The organism is Streptomyces sp. NPDC024555 (assembly GCF_055559335.1).
This window is the reverse complement of sequence record NZ_JBVHKV010000013.1, coordinates 76,283-91,510: the sequence shown is the minus strand read 5'-3', so window position 1 is coordinate 91,510 and position 15,228 is coordinate 76,283. Positions and strand designations below refer to the sequence as shown.

Here is a 15,228-nt window from a genome sequence, read left to right as displayed (position 1 = left end):
GCCCCGCCCCGCCTACGACCGGGGCCGCGCGACGACGCGGGCGCGCGGGCCGGCGGGTCAGCCCTGCTTGATCGCGGAGATGTCGAACTCCAGGACGATCTTGTCGCCGACCAGCACCCCGCCGCCCTCCAGGGCCGCGTTCCAGGTCACGCCGAAGTCCTTGCGGGAGATCGTCACGGAACCCTCCAGGCCGACGCGGAGGTTGCCGTACGGGTCGACGGCGTTGCCCGTGTACTCGAAGTCGATGGTGACGGGGCGGGTGACGTCCTTGACGGTGAGGTCGCCGGTGACCCGGTACTCGCTCGCCGAGACCGTCTCCACGGCCGTCGTACGGAAGGTGATGTCGGGGAAGTTGGGGGCGTCCAGGAAGTCGTTGGTCCGCAGGTGCTGGTCGCGCTGGTCGACGCCCGTGTCGATGCTCTCGGTCTTGATGACCACCTGCGCGGTGCTGCGCGAGGGGTCCGTGCCGTCCAGATGCGCGGTGCCCTCGAACTGGTGGAACGCGCCGCGGACCTTGGTCACCATGGCGTGGCGGGCCACGAAGCCGATCCGGGTGTGGGTGGGGTCGAGGACGTAGTCCCCGGTGAGGTCGGCGAGGCCGGCGTTGGTCGTCAAGGGTTCCTCCGTGGCCGAGGTGGGGGTGGGGGTGGGCGCGCGGGGGCCGCCCGGCCGGGCGGCCCCCGCGGAGCGTTGCCCCCGCCACGCTAGGACGGGAAGCGCCTCAGCCGTACAGCGCCACGCGGTACAGCCCGGCCAGGGCCGCGTCGATCGGGTGCGGCCGGGGCCTGCCGTCCGCGCCGAGGCGGTTCCAGCGCTGGAGGTTGATCCCGACGGCCAGCTGCCGCCCGCCGTCGGCGCGGGTCATGGCCAGGGTGCCGCCGCCCCACACCGTGCCGCCGTGCCCCCAGAAGGCGTCCGGCCCCTCGTGCGCCTCCTCGCCCTCCATCGGGTGCAGTCCGAGCCCGTACGCGATCAGGCGGCCCTCCTGGGAGACGACCGGGCCCGTGCGCCGCATCTCCGCCAGCGAGTCGGGGCCGACGATCCGGCCCGCGAACAGCTCCGCGTAGAAGCGGTTGAGGTCGGCGACCGTCGAGACCAGCGAGGCCGTCGGACCCACCCACGACATGTCGAACACGCTGAAGTCGCGCGGCGGGTCGAGCTTCCCGAACCAGGACTCGTACAGCCGGGAGTGCGGCCCCGCGACCTCCGGGCCCTCCGGGAATCCGGTGTCCCGGAGCCCGGCGCGCTCGATGACGTGCCGCGTGATGTACCGCTCGGCCGGGACACCGGTGACCTCCTCCAGGAGCCGGCCGAGCAGCAGGTAGTTGGTGTTCGAGTACACCCCAGGCCGGCCGCCCGGCGCCCCCGCCGGCGGCGCCGAGACCCCCATGCCGATCAGCTCGGCCGGGTCGAACCGCGTGAACCGGTGCTCCTCCAGGCTCTCGGGCCCCGTCTCCGCGACGACCGGGTACGCCTTCAGCGAGGGATAGGCGTACGGGAGGTACTCGGGGAGCCCGCTGGTGTGGTCGAGCAGCATCCGTACGGTGATCGCCTCGCCGCGCTCCCCCGGCACCAGCCGCGGCAGATACCCGCCGACGGGCGCGTCCAGGCCGATCCGGCCGGCCTCGGCCTGCTGGAGGACCGCGGCGGCGGTGAACGTCTTCGTCACGCTGCCGACGCGGTGGCGCAGTCCGGGCTCCGCGGGTCGTCCCGTGCCGAGATCGGCGACGCCCGCGGCCCCGCGCCAGGCCTCGTCCCCGGCCCGGACCTCGGCGAACAGGCCCGGCACGCCTGCCCGGTGGACGCGGTCGATCGCGGCGTCCAGTGCCGCGGAATCCAGTGCGTTGCCCATGTCGGGGTGTCCCTCCGTCGTGTCCTGCGGCCGGCCTAAGTCCGTGTCCCTCACGTTCATGCCTCCATTATGCACGCGGTGCGTGCAACGCCAAGTGCATAGGTGAACGCACCTCTGGGCGCCTGCGTTACGCTGGCGCCCTGATCCGGCAGCGGAAGCGTGAGGGGAACGACATGGCGGGCCGCAGGCGCTGGTCGACCGAGGAGATCCTGGACGCGGCGGCCGAGCTGCTGCGCACGGGCGACGCCGACGCGTTCAGCGTGCGCAGACTGGCCTCCGAGCTGGGCACGGACTCCTCCAGCCTCTACCGCCACTTCCGCAGCAAGACCGAGCTGCTGCGCGCGGTCGCCGACCGGGTCCTCCTCGCCGCCATGGAGGGCCACCGCCCCGAGGGCGACGGCAAGCAGCGCATCACCGCCCTGGCCCTGCGGCTGCGCGAGGCCTTCGGCGAGCAGCCCCAACTCGCCGCCGTCTGGGGCCGTTACGCCTCCAGCGGCGACGGCGCCCGGCTGATGATGGAAGAGGTCGTCCAGGCCCTGCGCGCCTCCGGAATCCCCGACGAGGAGATCCCGGAGCGCTATCACCGCCTCGCCGTCCTCATCGCCGCCCTGATCGCCTTCGAGGCCGGGGCCGCCACCGTGGGCCCGGACGAACAGGCCCAGGGCATGGAGCTGTTCCGCGTCGCCGTCCTCGGCGCCGACCCGGCCCGCTTCCCCGCCGTCGCCCACTTCGCCCGCGACCTCCGCCCCCTGGGCGCGGACCGGGCCGCCGCCTTCGAGGAGATCCTGGCCGCGCACCTGGCGGGGATGGGGGCGGCGGGGAGGGCGTAGGGACCCTCTCGGGCCGGCCCGAGGCCGACCGCCACCCCCCTACCCACCTTTTTGTGGGTACTTGGCACCGTCCCGCGCCGCGGCGAAGCTGGTCGTACCGCGGCGCGCCCGAGCAGGTCAGGAGGGGGAGAGCGAGGGCGAGGGCGTCCCGGTCAGCTGGTCCAGGCGGCGGTGGCCCCAGTCCGAGAGGGGGGCCAGGGCGTCGGCGAGGTCCTGGCCGAACGGGGTCAGGGAGTACTCCGTCCTGAGCGGCCGTTCGTCGTACACCTCGCGGTGGACCAGTCCGTCCGCCTCCATCTCGCGCAGTGCCTGGGTCAGCACCTTCTCGCTGAGCCCGTCGAGCCGGCGGCGCAGTTCGCCGGGCCGCTGCGGTCCGGCCTCCATCAGCCAGAGCAGGGGCGTCTTCCACTTGCCGTCGATCACCGCGATCGCGGCGGTGACCCCGCAGACGTTCGTGTCCTGTGCGCGCTTGCGTCCCATTCCGGTCTCCCCCAGCCCGTCCTTCACGTCTCCAGGAGTCTCACCATGTCCACGACCCCCATGCCCGCAACGCCCCCGTCCACGACGGACCCGTCCCCCGGCCAGTCTGCCGTGACCGTGCTCGGTCTGGGCCCGATGGGCCGCGCCCTGGCCGGGGCCTTCCTCGCCGCGGGGCTCGCGGTCACCGTGTGGAACCGCACCCCGGGCCGGGACGCGGAGCTGGTCGCGCGGGGCGCGGCCGGCGCGGAATCGGCCGCGGCGGCGGTCGCCGCCAGTGCGCTGACCGTCGTCTGCGTCGTCAACTACGACGCGGCGGACGCCGTGTTGCGGGACGAAGCGGTCGCCGCGGCCGCCCGGGGCCGGACCGTCGTGAACCTCTCGGCCGACACCCCGGACCGGGCCCGGTCCACCGCCGCGTGGGCCGCACGGCACGGGGTCGGCTACCTCGACGGCGCGATCATGACGCCCACCCCGACGATCGGGACCCCGGCGGGCGTCTTCCTCCACAGCGGTCCCGCCGAGCTGTACGCCCGGCACCGGCCGGTGCTCGACGCGCTGGGCGGCACCCACACCCACCTCGGCGAGGACATCGGACGCGCCGCCGCCTACGACCTGGCCCTGCTCGACATCTTCTGGACCGCCATGTCCGGCTACGCGCACGCCCTGGCCCTCGCCTCGGCGGAGGGCATCACCCCCGGCTCGCTCCTGCCGTTCGCCGAAGGCATCGGTACGCTGCTGCCCACGGTCTTCCGAGACGTCGCCGAGGCCCTGGAGAACCAGGACTTCTCCGGCGAGGCCAACCCGCTGACCTCGGCGGCCTCCTCCATGACCCATATCGTCCACGCCGCCGAGGCCCACGGCATCGAATCGGGACCGATCCGGGCGGCCGAAGCCCTCACCCTCCGCACCATCGCCGCCGGCCACGGCCCCGACGGCTTCGCCCGCATCGCCGAGCGCCTCGCCCACAACCGGACGCCCTGACCGACCGGGCGCCCCACGCGGCCGGACCCGCCGCCGGTCCGGCCGCCCGACCACCCCCGGGAGCCCGTATGACCGCCGTCTGGAGCACCCACGGACTCGACCTCGGGCCCGCCACCGTCACCAAGCGGTTCAGAACCGGCTCCCACGACCAGGCCGTCCGCGAGTGGCGGGCCCTCACCCTGCTCGACGCCCACGCGCCCGGTCTCGCGCCCGCACCCCGGCACGCGGACCTGGACGCCGAACGGCCGTCCGTGGCGATGTCCCGGCTCCCCGGCGCGCCGCTGCGGGGCCGCCGGCTCGACGCCGCACATCTGGACGCCCTGGCCTCGGCGGTGGGCCGGGTGTACGGGGCGGTGCCCGCGCCGCTGCTGGAGGAGGTTCCCGTACGGCCCGGCACCCGGGCGTATCTGACGGGCCGTATCCGCGCCTGGACTCCGCACGCCCGGCCCCGTGCGGGGCAGGAGGCGGGTGCGGCGATGGACGCCGGACTGGAGTGGCTGGCGGGGACGGAGTGGACGCCAGCCGGGTCCGGGGTCCCCGCCGTCTTCGGGCCCGGGGACGGCAACCTCGCCAACTACCTCTGGGACGGCTCGCGCGTGCGGATCGTCGACTTCGAGGAGTCCGGCCGCAGCGACCGGCCCCTCGAACTGGCGGAGATCACCGAGCACGTGGGCTCCTGGGTCGACGGCGAACCGCTCGACGCCGAGGGGTTCCTCGCCCGCTTCGACCTGACCGCCGGCGAGCGGTCCCTGCTGCTCGAAACCCGCCGGCTGCTGGCCCTCGTCTGGCTGTTCCTGCTCGCCCTCGACGACCCGGAGCACCCGCGCAACCCCCCGGGGTCGGTGGACCACCAGGCCGCCCGGGTGCTCCGGCTCCTCCGCTGAGCCGGGCCCCTGCCCCGGCATCCGTCCGCCTCACGGCCGTCCCGACAGGAACCCCTCCACCGTCTCCCTGAACCGCCCCGCGTCGTCCAGCCACGGATAGTGCCCCGCCCCCTCCTGCACGACGAGCCGCGCGTCCGGGAAGAGGGCGGCGCAGTCGGCCGTGGGCCGGGGCGGGCTGTTCAGGTCGAGTGCGCCGGCGAGGAGGAGGACGGGGGAGGGGTGGGCGGCCAGAGCGGTGCGGGTGGCTGCGGGGGTGAACGCCCCGTCGGCGCCGAAGCCGGCGACGGCGCGCGGGTTGTCGGGCGCGCCGGCCGTGTGGTGGGTCCGGGCGCTGTCGTCCCAGCGGCCCCGGCCGTAGAGGAACGGGGCGATGGCCTCCCAGTCGGTGCCGGTGCCGCGGGTGATCGCGTCGAGGGCCTCGTACGCCGCCGGGAACCAGGGTTCGTCCGCCCGCAGCCGCGCGAGGGCCCGGCGCTCCGCGCCGTCCACGTCGATGCCGACGGCCCGCGTACCGGGGGCGACCAGGACGAGACGGCCGACGCGCGAAGGGTGGCGGGCCGCGTACTGGACCGCGAGGTTGGCGCCCGCGCTGTGGGCGAGGAGGTCCACGCGGTCCCGCCCCAGATGGCGGCGCAGCGCCTCGACGTCGTCCACGAGCCGGTCGCAGCGGTACCGGGCGGGGTCCTCGGGCACCGGCGAGCGGCCCGTACCGCGCAGGTCCGGGAGGACCAGCCGGCGCCCGCCGGACAGGCCGCCGAGGTCGCCCAGGTAGCGGGAGTCGGCGGGGCCGCCCGGCAGGCACAGGAGCGGTTCGCCCTCCCCGTGGAGGCGCAGGGCGAGGCGCGTTCCGTCATCTGCCGCGTAGAAAGTGGTCATGGCAGGATCCTGCACGCCATAACCCTGTTATACAACCCAGTTATGACGCCATGGCGTGGGTATATAACTGGGGTGTGGCAGTCGAGGAGACCAACAACGCGCCCGCAAGCGGACCGCCCGGCCTGACCGACGCGCAGGCCGCGGGGATGTTCGCGGGGATGAACGAGGTGATCCGGGCCGGCGAGGAGGCGCGCCGGCTCCGCGCCGAGCTGATCAAGGTGTGTGCCGGGCTCGGCTGGACCCAGGACCGCATCGCCCGGCTCACCGGGCTGAGCCAGCCCGCCGTGTCCAAGCAGATGGCGAAGGAACGGGGCACCGCACCCGGCCCGGTCATGGACCTCTCCCTGAGCCAGGGCGACCCGCCCTGGCTCGAAGGACGGCTGTGGGGGCTGGCCGAGGAACTGGCCGAGGCGTACGGGCCGGACGCCCGCCGCACCGCCGGGCTCCGCGCCCTGACGCGCGGGAAGAACCGCTTCGCCCCGGAGGACGTCGACGCGCTGCGCCGCCTCGTCGAGGAGGACCTGCGGCGCTACGCCACCACGGACTCCGCCCACCGCCGGGCGTACGACGAGATCAGCCGCGGGCTCGACCTGCCGGCCGCACCGCCGGCCGTCGCTCCGCCCGGCACCCCCTCCGTCCGCCGCGCCCTCGCCCACCGCCTCCAGCGCGACGCCCTCGGGAACACCCACCCCACCCCCGAGCGCTGACGGAACCTCACTCCCCGCGCACGCGTGCCGCCATGTGGCGGACCAGGCCCTTCGTGAACAGCGGCCCTCACCCGCGCACGCGTACCGCCCCCGGCTCCCCGGCCACGGAGGGGACGGTCCGCACCCTCACTCCCCGCGCGCCCGCACCGCCAGGCTCGCGGCCAGGACGCTCGGGACGAGGAGCAGGGCGAAGGCGGCGGTGTACGCGGCCGGATCGGCGGAACCGCCGGCCAGGACGAGGTTGAACACGGCGGCGGCCACCCCCATCACCGCCATCTGGCCCAGGTTCTGACTGGTCTGCATCGCACTGCTCGCGTACCCCTGACGGCCCGGCGGGCTGTGGGTGAGCGAGAGCAGGGTGAGCGAGGGGGCGGCCATGCCCATGCCGACGGCCGCCAGGACCATGGCCGCGGCGGCGGTCTGCGCGGGGAGGGCGGGCAGCGTTCCGGCCGCGGCCAGCGCCACCGACGCGCCCATCACCAGCGCACCGGCCGTGACCAGCCGGTGCCGGGCGACCCGGCCCTGAAGGCGGCCCTGCAGCCAGGAGGACCCCGCCCAGGCGATCGCGGCGCCCGTGAACGCCAGCCCGGTCTGCACCGGCGGCACCCGCCGCACCGTGTTGAGCAGCAGCGGCACGAAGGCCTCCAGCGTGAAGTACGCCCCCGACGTCATCGCGCGCAGCAGCACCGTGGCGGGCAGCCCCCGCGCGGCGCGCCAGGTGCCGGCCGGCAGCAGACGCGGCACGCACACCACCAGCAGCGCGAGCCCCACCGCCCCGCACAGCAGATGCGTGAGGCTCCAGCCCGAGACGCCGAACTGCCCCAGCGCCGCCCCCACGCTCACCGCCGCCGCGACCAGCAACGGCGGCCTCGGCCCGACCGCGCCCCCGGCCTTCTCCGTACCGCCCGTACCGCTCGTATCCCCCGTGTCCCCGGGCCGGCCCGCATCCCCCGCGTCCTCCGCCTTCCACGAGCGGCCGCGCAGCTGGAGTACGACGATCAGCGACGGGATCACCGTCAGGGCCGCCAGGCCGAAGAACACCGCACGCCATGACCACCAGGCCGCCACCAGGCCCGCGAGGGGCGGGCCGGCCAGGGACGGGATGATCCAGCAGGTGCTCATCAGGGCCAGGGCGCGGGCCCGCAGCCGGTCCGGATAGGCGTGCGCGATGGCCGTGTTGATCGCGACCGCGATCATTCCGGCCGCCACCCCGTCGAGGAAACGCCCGGCCGCGAGCTGCCAGATGCTGGTGCTGGTCGCGGAGACGACGAGGGTGGTCACCGCGAGGACCACGCCCGCCGCCAGGGGCCGCGCCGCGCCCGAGCGGTCCGCCCAGTCGCCGCCCAGCACCCCGCCGAACAGGCTCGCCGCGACGAAACAGCCCGCCACCATCGGATAGAGCGGCACCCCGTCCAGTTCCCGGGCGGCCACCGGAAGCATCGGGACGACGGCGAGCGCGGCGAAGCCGGTCAGGAACATCACCGCGGCGAAGCTGAACGTGGCCGCCGCGTACGTCCGGGAGAACAAGCGCTCCTCGGGGGCCTCCGCCGGGGCCGTCGCCCGCCCCGGCTCCGCCGCGCACCGTCCGTCGCCGGACGCCTTCCGATCATGGGTCACGGGCCGTCAGGCTAGGTGCGCCGGACCCGGCCCCGCCACGGATTTTCCCCGGGCCTGCCACGGGTTTCCCCCAGGCCGCCGGCGGCGCGGGTGCGGGCGGCCCGCTCCGCTCGCGCTCCTCCGTGCACCGCCGCGCCCGCCGACCGAAGCGCCCGCGCGTCCGCGCCCATCAGCAGGTCCGTGCTGTCAGCCCACTGGTCGACGGTCCCCGTCAGCGGCAGTCCGCGCAGCTCCGGGTCGGTGAGCGAGTCGGCCAGCGGGCGGGCGAACCGTTCCGCGTGCAGAACGAGGAACGGACGGCTGTGGTACGGGCGCGGGGACGGGTCCACCGGGTCGACCAGACCCGTCGCGTTCTGCCGGACGGCCACCGCCTCGTACGCCGCGCACAGCAGCCGCTCCCGCTCCGGGTAGTCCGTGGCGGCCAGCGCGCCGCTCAGCAGCGGGGTCAGCTCCCCGGCCGCGTCCAGCAGGGCGAAGGCGCTCCCGAGCCACTTGGTGTACGGGACGTAGCGCCGCTCCAGCAGCAGGCTCAGCCGCATCAGATCGCGGACCAGCCGGGCGGCGACGACGGCCGAACCGAGCGCGTCCCCCACCTCGGCGCAGCGCCCGACGAAGGCCTCCTCCTGGGAGATCCGCTGCCACTGGCAGGCCAGCGCATACCGCCAGACCTCGTCCGGGTAGCGGGCCAGCCGGGCCCGCGCGGTGGTCAGGGCGCCGGGGCCGTCGTGGAACACCGCGCCTGCGGTGACGCCCGCGAGCCGCTGCTGGGGCATGGCGAGCCAGTCCCGTACGCCCGGTTCGCAGGCGGCGGCGTCCTGGCCGACCTCCGCGACCAGCCAGTCCCCGAGCGCGTGCACGGCCACGCGGTGGTCGACCGGGCCGTCGGGCACGGTCATGTGGGCCACCGGGTCGAGCGGGTCGTCGGCCGGGGCGAAATGGGTGGACCAGCCCCGGACCCGCTTCGGCAGCCGGTCCGCGAGCAGCCGCCGGATCGCCTCGCCGTGGGCCGCCGCGTCCGGTGCCGCGAGGAAGAGGTCCAGACGCGGACCCCAGTCGTGGTCGGCCGAGCGCGCGGTGTCGAAGCCCAGCACCTCCGAGCCCGCGCCGATCCGCGCGGCTGCGTACGGAAGACCGGGGAAGGCCTCGTCGAGGAGGGGCCGCACCGCCTCCTCGTACAGGATCCGGGAGAGGTCGAGACCGGGCAGAAAGGCGGGTTCGGCAGCGGGCATGCGGTCACTATGCGGGGCTCGCGGGGCGACGGCGAGCGCTTTTCGCAAGCCGTCCACTTGCGGACGATCTGCCACAGACCGAATTGTTACGCTGGCGGGCATGACGGCCATGGCACCCACGCGCACCGCACCGGACCTCTCCTACCTCCTCGACCACACCAGCCATGTGCTGCGCACCCAGATGTCGGCGGCGCTCGCCGAGATCGGACTCACCCCGCGCATGCACTGCGTGCTGGTCCACGCGCTGGAGGAGGAGCGCACCCAGATCCAGCTCGCCGAGATCGGCGACATGGACAAGACCACGATGGTGGTGACGGTGGACGCCCTGGAGAGCGCGGGGCTGGCGGAGCGGCGGCCATCGAGCCGGGACCGCCGGGCGCGGATCATCGCGGTCACCGGGAAGGGCGCGGAGCTGGCCGTCCGGAGCCAGGAGATCGTCGACCGGGTGCACACGGACGCGCTGGGCGCCCTGTCCGAGGAGGACCGGACCACCCTGCTGCGCGCGCTGGAGCGGCTGGCCGGCGGGCACCTCGCCACCCCGTCCGAGCTTCCCCACACGGCCCGCCGGGCCCGCCAGACCCGCCGGAAGTAGCCCGCCGGGCCCGACGGGAGCCACGAGAACCACGAGGGTCGCCCTCCCCCGGCCGCGGCATGCCCGAAAACAAGAACCGAAAGAAATAGTCTGCAACAAAACCATCTGCTACGTTCTCTCTTGCCGCACCGACCGACAGGAGAGCGCCATGTCCGCCCCGCATCCCCCTGCCCTCACCCCCGCCCCCGCCCCTGACCCCGTCCCCGGCTCGCCCCGCACGCGCCGCCTCGCCCTCGGCGTGATCGCCACCGGTCTGCTGATGACCGTGCTCGACGGCTCGATCGTGACCGTGGCGATGCCCGCCATCCAGAACGGCCTGGGCTTCACCCCCTCCGCCCTGAGCTGGGTCGTCAACGCCTACCTGATCGCCTTCGGCGGACTGCTGCTGCTCTCCGGGCGGCTCGGCGATCTGATCGGCCGCAAGCGGATGTTCCTGGCGGGCACCGGCGTCTTCACCGCCGCCTCCGTCCTCGCGGGCGCCGCCGGCTCCCCCGCGCTGCTGATCGCCGCCCGCTTCCTCCAGGGCGCGGGCAGCGCGATGGCCTCGGCGGTCGGCCTGGGCATCCTCGTCACCCTGTTCACCGAACGCCGCGAACGGGCCCGCGCCATCGCCGTGTTCAGCTTCACCGGCTCGGCGGGCGCCTCGCTCGGGCAGGTGCTCGGCGGCATCCTCACCGACGCGCTCGGCTGGCACTGGATCTTCCTCATCAACCTGCCCATCGGCATCGGCACGCTCCTCGTCGCCGCCCGCGTCCTGCCCGTCGACCGGGGCCCCGGACTCGCGGCCGGAGCCGACGCGCTCGGCGCGTTCCTGGTCACCGCCGGGGTCATGACGGGCATCTACGCCGTCGTCCGCGTCGAGTCGTACGGCTGGCTCTCGGCCCACACGCTCGGGCTCGGGACCCTCGCCCTCGCCCTGATCGCCGCCTTCGCCGTACGCCAGGCCACGGCCGACACCCCGCTCCTGCCCCTGCGCGTCCTGCGCTCACGCAGCGTCGCGGGCGCCAATCTGGTCCAGATGCTGATGGTGGCCGCGCTGTTCTCGTTCCAGATCCTGGTCGCGCTGTACCTCCAGCGGGTACGGGGCTACGGCGCCACCGCCACCGGGTTCGCGATGCTGCCCGCCGCCCTGACCATCGGCGCGGTGTCGCTCGGGATCTCGGCACGGCTGATCGCGCGCTTCGGCGAACGGCGGGTGCTGGTGGCGGGCCTGGTCCTGCTGACGGCCCTGCTGGGGCTCCTCGCCCGGCTCCCCGTCCACGCCCAGTACGCCACGGACCTCCTGCCGCTGATGCTGCTCGCCGCGGGCTTCGGACTCGCGCTCCCCGCGCTGACGACGCTCGGGATGTCCGGGGCCGGCGAGAAGGACGCCGGACTCGCCTCGGGGCTCTTCAACACCACCCAGCAGCTCGGCATGGCCGCCGGCGTCGCCGTCCTCACCACCCTCGCGGCGTCCCGGACCAGCAGCCTCCTCGCGGCCGGCCACGACCGGGCCGAAGCGCTGACCGGCGGCTACCACCTGGCCTTCGCCGTCGGTGCCGGACTCCTCGCCGCCGCCCTGCTGGTGGCCCTGACCGTGCTGCGCCGTCCGGCCCGCCCGGCACCCGCCGCCGGCGGACCCCTCCGCACCCCCGCCGAACCGGAACACGAGGCTCACACACCTCCGTTGCCCCATTAGGATCCCGCCCATGGCTACCGATCCCGGCTACACCTGCTCCCGCTGCGGCGAACACCACCCGGAACTCCCGATGGGGTACTCCACCATGGCGCCCGACGTGTGGGACGCGAGCCTGGAGAACGATCCGGACAGCATGCTCTCCTCGGACCAGTGCATCGTCAGGCACGAGCACTACTTCATCAAAGGTCTGATCGAGATACCCGTGACCGGCAGCCCGGAGCCGTTCTCCTGGGGGGTCTGGGTCTCGCTGAGCAGGGAGAACTTCGGCCGGGCGCTGGACATGTGGGAGACCCCGGGCCGGGAGTCGGAGAAGCCGTACTTCGGCTGGCTGACCACCGAACTGGGCCTGTACACCCCCCGTACGACCAACCTCAAGACCAACGCCCACACCCGCCCCATCGGCCGGCGCCCGCGCATCGAACTGGAACCGACCGACCACCCGCTCGCCGTGGAGCAGCGCACCGGCATCACGCTGGACCGGGTACGGGAGATAGCCGAAGCGGTCCAGCACGCGGACGACAGCCGCTGAGGCCCGGACCCGGCTCCCTGCCCCGCCGCCCCTACCGCCCCTCCAGCCCCGACCGCAGCTGCGCGAAGCCGTCCTCGGCCTCGCGGACCGCCTGCGCGTACAGCGCGTCGGCGGTGCGGCCCTCGTCGATCCGCCGCCAGTTCTCCAACGCCAGGATGCGCAGCACGGCGATGATCTGACCGGCCGCCAGCCGGTCCCCCGTCCCGTCGCCGAGGGCGCGGGCGAGCGCCGCCTCGGAGCGGCTCTGGTACGCGTACATCCGGGCCACCAGGGACGGCGTCCCGTACAGCAGCCGGAGGAAGTCCAGAACCGCAGGCACGTCACAGAGCCCGGTGACCGGGTCGCGGCGCTCCAGTCCGTCGAGAACGTGGCGCAGCAGCGCGTCCAGGGGGGTCTCGCCGGACGCGCGGGAGGCGACCACCCGGGCGGGTTCGTCCTCGTGGTCGGCGAACCGGTGGAGGACCAGGTCCTCCTTGGCCGGGAAGTACCGGAACAGCGTCGGCTTGGAGATGTCCGCGGCGGCCGCGACCTCGGCGACGGAGACCTTGTCGAAACCGCGCTCCAGGAACAGCGAGATCGCCGCCTCGGAGACGGCCTGATAGGTCAGCTGCTTCTTCCGCTCGCGCAGCCCCAGCGGCGCGGCGGGCTCGGACCGGGGCGGCCGCCCCGCGGATCCGGGCTTCTCTGCGTTCATGGCCATGAAGGGTACGCGCCGGCCTCAGCCGCGCCCGCCGTCCGGCCCCGGGGGCCGCGTCCGGGCGCGCACCAGGACGTCGATCCCGTCCAGGACCGTGTCCAGCCCGAACCTGAAGTCGTGGTCCGGGTCGCGCGGCGCCCCCATGCTCCCGGTGGCGGCGAGCCGGGAGAGCGCGGGATGGCGTTCCGGGTCGACCAGCCGGCTCAGCGTGCGCGCGTACCCCTCCCTGACCTCCTCGGCCGGGACCCCACGGGCCCCGACGGCCGCCGCGGCGGCGTCCAGATCCCCCCGCACCAGAGCCTCGTTCCGTACGAACCCGCTGACCAGCATCAGCACGGACAGCTGCTCGCCGGGCTCCAGACCGGTGCCCTCCAGCGCCTGGAGCCCCTGTTCCCACCAGGCGACCGAATGGGGGCTCACCGGCGGACCGGCGACCGGGACGCGGAGCATCCACAGATGCGCGTGGAAGACCCGCCGCTGCGCACCCGCCCACTGCCCGAGCGCCGCACGCCAGCCGGCCCCTTCCTCCAGCGCGGGCAACGGGGGCGGCGGCCCCAGCGCCGCCTCCTGCATCAGCACGTACAGCTCGTCCTTGGCGGCCACGTACCGGTACAACGACATCGTCGACGCCCCGAGCTCCTTGGCCACCCGCCCCATCGACACCCCGCCGAGCCCCTCGGCCGCCGCGATCCCCACGGCCGCGTCCACGATCCGCTCCAGGCTCAGACCGGGCCGGGGCCCCTTCGCCGGCCGCGCCCGCAGCCCCCAGGCCCGCTCGATGCTCACCGGCAGGCCCGTGTCCCCCGACGCCCGTTCCCCTCGCGTCACCCGCACCCCGCCTTCCCCTCGGCGCCCATCCTAGGGAGGCGTCACCTCACACGGCGATGCGTCCCTCGGGGCGAACGGGGCGGCACTCCGGACAGGGCCCAGGGGGTGTCCGGACACCCCCTAGAACACATCCGGGCACCAGGCCCGCCGCCCCGCCCGCAGCATCCCGTCCGCGCGGACGGCGGCGCCCTCGGTCAGCTGCTCGACGCGGCCCAGGGCGACCAGGCGGGAGACGCTCTCGTCGCCGAGGTAGAGGGTGCCGAGTTCGCGGATGTCCAGGGCGAGATCGGCGGGGCGGGTGGTGGGGGTGCAGCTCGCGCCGTCCGGGGAGGCGTCCAGGTGGAAGCGGCCACCGGTGAGGGCGGCGGGGTCGTGGATGTCGAGGACGAGCGAGCCGGGGACGGCGTAGGTGCGGGCCTCCAGGGCGCGGACGACGTCCAGGACGCGGATCCAGAGGAAGTCCGCGTGGGTGACGGTGCGGGCGGCGCGGGGGTCGGGCAGGAGGAGGGGGAGGAGGTCGTCGGGGGCGCGGTGGCCGGTGCGGACCGTGGCGATCCAGTCGATCGAGCAGAGGTAGTGCCACAGGGCCCGCTCGGCCTCCGGGGTCACCGCGACCAGACCGCGCACCGTCGCCCGGTTCAGCGGCTGCTTGGCGTCGCCCCAGGTGCCGTCGGCGCGGTACGTCAGCAGACCGTCGACGCTGCCCCCGGCCGACCGGTACACCGCGTGGAACGGCTCGGTCCACGGGTCGCCCGGGAACAGCGCCTGCCCGGTGTACAGGTCCCACCACCGCGCGCCCCGGCTCACCGTCCCGTGCCGGGCGGCCCGCAGCCGGTCGTGGAGCGCCGGGCCGAGCGCGCGCACCTCCGCCCCGTCCACCAGGTCGATCCGGCCCCCGTCCGCCGCCGAGGGCACCCGGGCGCCGAGGTCCAGGCCGGTGCGGTGGACGTCGACCTCCCACTCCGTGGTCCAGGCCGCGGGGCCGAACCCGTACCGCCCGTAGATCGGGTACTCGGCGGCGATCAGCGTCGCCGCCACGTCGCCGCGCTCCTTGGCCTCGGCGAGGTCCGCCGCCATCATCCGCGTGAGCAGCCCGCGCCGGCGGTGCGTCGGGGTCACCGTGACGTTCGTGACCGCGTCCGTCGGCACCGTCGCCCCGCCGACCACCGTCAGCTCCTGCGCGAACGAGCGGAACGTCGCCACGCACCGCCCCTCGTCGAAGGCGCCCCGCACCCGCGCCAGGTCCATGTGCGGCAGCCGGCCCTCCACCTCCTCCCGCGACGGGGTCGGCACCCGCAGGAAGCCGGTATTCAGGGCGCGGAGCCATTCGGGGAACTCGGCTTCGCGGAGGGGGCGGACATCAAGGCTGGTCATGCCCCTCACGCTAAACAGCCGGGGTGGGTGTGTCGCCCGTATTTCGGGCCCGGTGCACAGGGCCCGTGCCTTCG

General features: G+C 74.8%; 16 protein-coding genes. 7 read left to right on the top strand and 9 right to left on the bottom strand.

Features of this window, described 5'->3' with window-relative positions:
• Positions 1-57: 57 nt before the first annotated feature.
• Together ACZ4FH_RS23345 and ACZ4FH_RS23340 are read right to left on the bottom strand one after the other, a co-directional pair.
• A complete protein-coding gene (locus tag ACZ4FH_RS23345) occupies positions 58-615 on the bottom strand; it encodes a YceI family protein (RefSeq protein ID WP_467307084.1) in 558 nt (185 codons plus the stop codon).
• 106 nt (positions 616-721) lie between these two features.
• Positions 722-1,852 (bottom strand): serine hydrolase domain-containing protein, encoded by a 1,131-nt coding sequence (locus tag ACZ4FH_RS23340; protein WP_467307082.1) that lies wholly within the window; start codon positions 1,850-1,852, stop codon positions 722-724.
• Between the two features lie 173 nt (positions 1,853-2,025).
• Between ACZ4FH_RS23340 and ACZ4FH_RS23335 the strand changes: the two genes are divergently transcribed.
• Complete coding sequence (locus tag ACZ4FH_RS23335) at positions 2,026-2,682, top strand: TetR/AcrR family transcriptional regulator (protein WP_467307081.1); 657 nt, start codon at positions 2,026-2,028, stop codon at positions 2,680-2,682.
• Between the two features lie 117 nt (positions 2,683-2,799).
• On the opposite strand, the gene ACZ4FH_RS23330 is transcribed toward ACZ4FH_RS23335, so the two are convergent.
• Entirely contained in the window at positions 2,800-3,162 is a 363-nt protein-coding gene (locus tag ACZ4FH_RS23330) for a winged helix-turn-helix transcriptional regulator (protein ID WP_383648452.1), read from the bottom strand.
• Positions 3,163-3,207: 45 nt separating this feature from the next.
• Here ACZ4FH_RS23330 and ACZ4FH_RS23325 point away from each other — a divergent pair, with 45 nt between their 5' ends.
• Entirely contained in the window at positions 3,208-4,143 is a 936-nt protein-coding gene (locus ACZ4FH_RS23325; protein ID WP_467307079.1) for an NAD(P)-dependent oxidoreductase, read from the top strand.
• Between the two features lie 68 nt (positions 4,144-4,211).
• A complete protein-coding gene (locus ACZ4FH_RS23320) occupies positions 4,212-5,027 on the top strand; it encodes a phosphotransferase family protein (RefSeq protein ID WP_467307078.1) in 816 nt (271 codons plus the stop codon).
• A gap of 30 nt (positions 5,028-5,057) precedes the next feature.
• Here the strand turns inward: ACZ4FH_RS23320 and ACZ4FH_RS23315 are convergent, their stop codons facing one another.
• The gene (locus ACZ4FH_RS23315) at positions 5,058-5,903 is read right to left on the bottom strand and encodes an alpha/beta fold hydrolase (RefSeq protein ID WP_467307077.1); all 846 of its coding nucleotides are present in this window, start codon (positions 5,901-5,903) and stop codon (positions 5,058-5,060) included.
• 74 nt (positions 5,904-5,977) lie between these two features.
• Between ACZ4FH_RS23315 and ACZ4FH_RS23310 the strand changes: the two genes are divergently transcribed.
• Positions 5,978-6,610, top strand: a complete 633-nt coding sequence (locus tag ACZ4FH_RS23310; RefSeq protein WP_467307075.1) for a sigma-70 family RNA polymerase sigma factor — start codon at positions 5,978-5,980, stop codon at positions 6,608-6,610.
• Positions 6,611-6,736: 126 nt separating this feature from the next.
• Here the strand turns inward: ACZ4FH_RS23310 and ACZ4FH_RS23305 are convergent, their stop codons facing one another.
• A complete protein-coding gene (locus tag ACZ4FH_RS23305) occupies positions 6,737-8,089 on the bottom strand; it encodes an MFS transporter (protein ID WP_467307281.1) in 1,353 nt (450 codons plus the stop codon).
• Positions 8,090-8,238: 149 nt separating this feature from the next.
• A complete protein-coding gene (locus ACZ4FH_RS23300; RefSeq protein WP_467307073.1) occupies positions 8,239-9,456 on the bottom strand; it encodes a DUF4037 domain-containing protein in 1,218 nt (405 codons plus the stop codon).
• A 100-nt stretch (positions 9,457-9,556) separates the two neighbouring features.
• On the opposite strand from ACZ4FH_RS23300, the gene ACZ4FH_RS23295 reads away from it, so the two are divergent.
• The 3 genes from ACZ4FH_RS23295 to ACZ4FH_RS23285 all read left to right on the top strand — a co-directional run bounded on the left by ACZ4FH_RS23295 (position 9,557) and on the right by ACZ4FH_RS23285 (position 12,255).
• Positions 9,557-10,048, top strand: a complete 492-nt coding sequence (locus tag ACZ4FH_RS23295) for a MarR family winged helix-turn-helix transcriptional regulator (RefSeq protein WP_467307072.1) — start codon at positions 9,557-9,559, stop codon at positions 10,046-10,048.
• A gap of 148 nt (positions 10,049-10,196) precedes the next feature.
• The gene (locus ACZ4FH_RS23290) at positions 10,197-11,726 is read left to right on the top strand and encodes an MFS transporter (RefSeq protein WP_467307070.1); all 1,530 of its coding nucleotides are present in this window, start codon (positions 10,197-10,199) and stop codon (positions 11,724-11,726) included.
• A 70-nt stretch (positions 11,727-11,796) separates the two neighbouring features.
• Positions 11,797-12,255 (top strand): DUF2199 domain-containing protein, encoded by a 459-nt coding sequence (locus tag ACZ4FH_RS23285; protein WP_467307280.1) that lies wholly within the window; start codon positions 11,797-11,799, stop codon positions 12,253-12,255.
• A gap of 31 nt (positions 12,256-12,286) precedes the next feature.
• On the opposite strand, the gene ACZ4FH_RS23280 is transcribed toward ACZ4FH_RS23285, so the two are convergent.
• The 3 genes from ACZ4FH_RS23280 to ACZ4FH_RS23270 all read right to left on the bottom strand — a co-directional run bounded on the left by ACZ4FH_RS23280 (position 12,287) and on the right by ACZ4FH_RS23270 (position 15,154).
• Positions 12,287-12,955, bottom strand: coding sequence for a TetR family transcriptional regulator (locus tag ACZ4FH_RS23280; RefSeq protein ID WP_467307069.1), 669 nt, complete (start codon positions 12,953-12,955; stop codon positions 12,287-12,289).
• 18 nt (positions 12,956-12,973) lie between these two features.
• Complete coding sequence (locus ACZ4FH_RS23275) at positions 12,974-13,780, bottom strand: TetR/AcrR family transcriptional regulator (protein ID WP_467307067.1); 807 nt, start codon at positions 13,778-13,780, stop codon at positions 12,974-12,976.
• 120 nt (positions 13,781-13,900) lie between these two features.
• Positions 13,901-15,154: a GNAT family N-acetyltransferase gene (locus ACZ4FH_RS23270; protein ID WP_467307065.1), complete on the bottom strand. Its 1,254-nt coding sequence runs from the start codon at positions 15,152-15,154 to the stop codon at positions 13,901-13,903.
• Between the last annotated feature and the right edge of the window lie 74 nt (positions 15,155-15,228).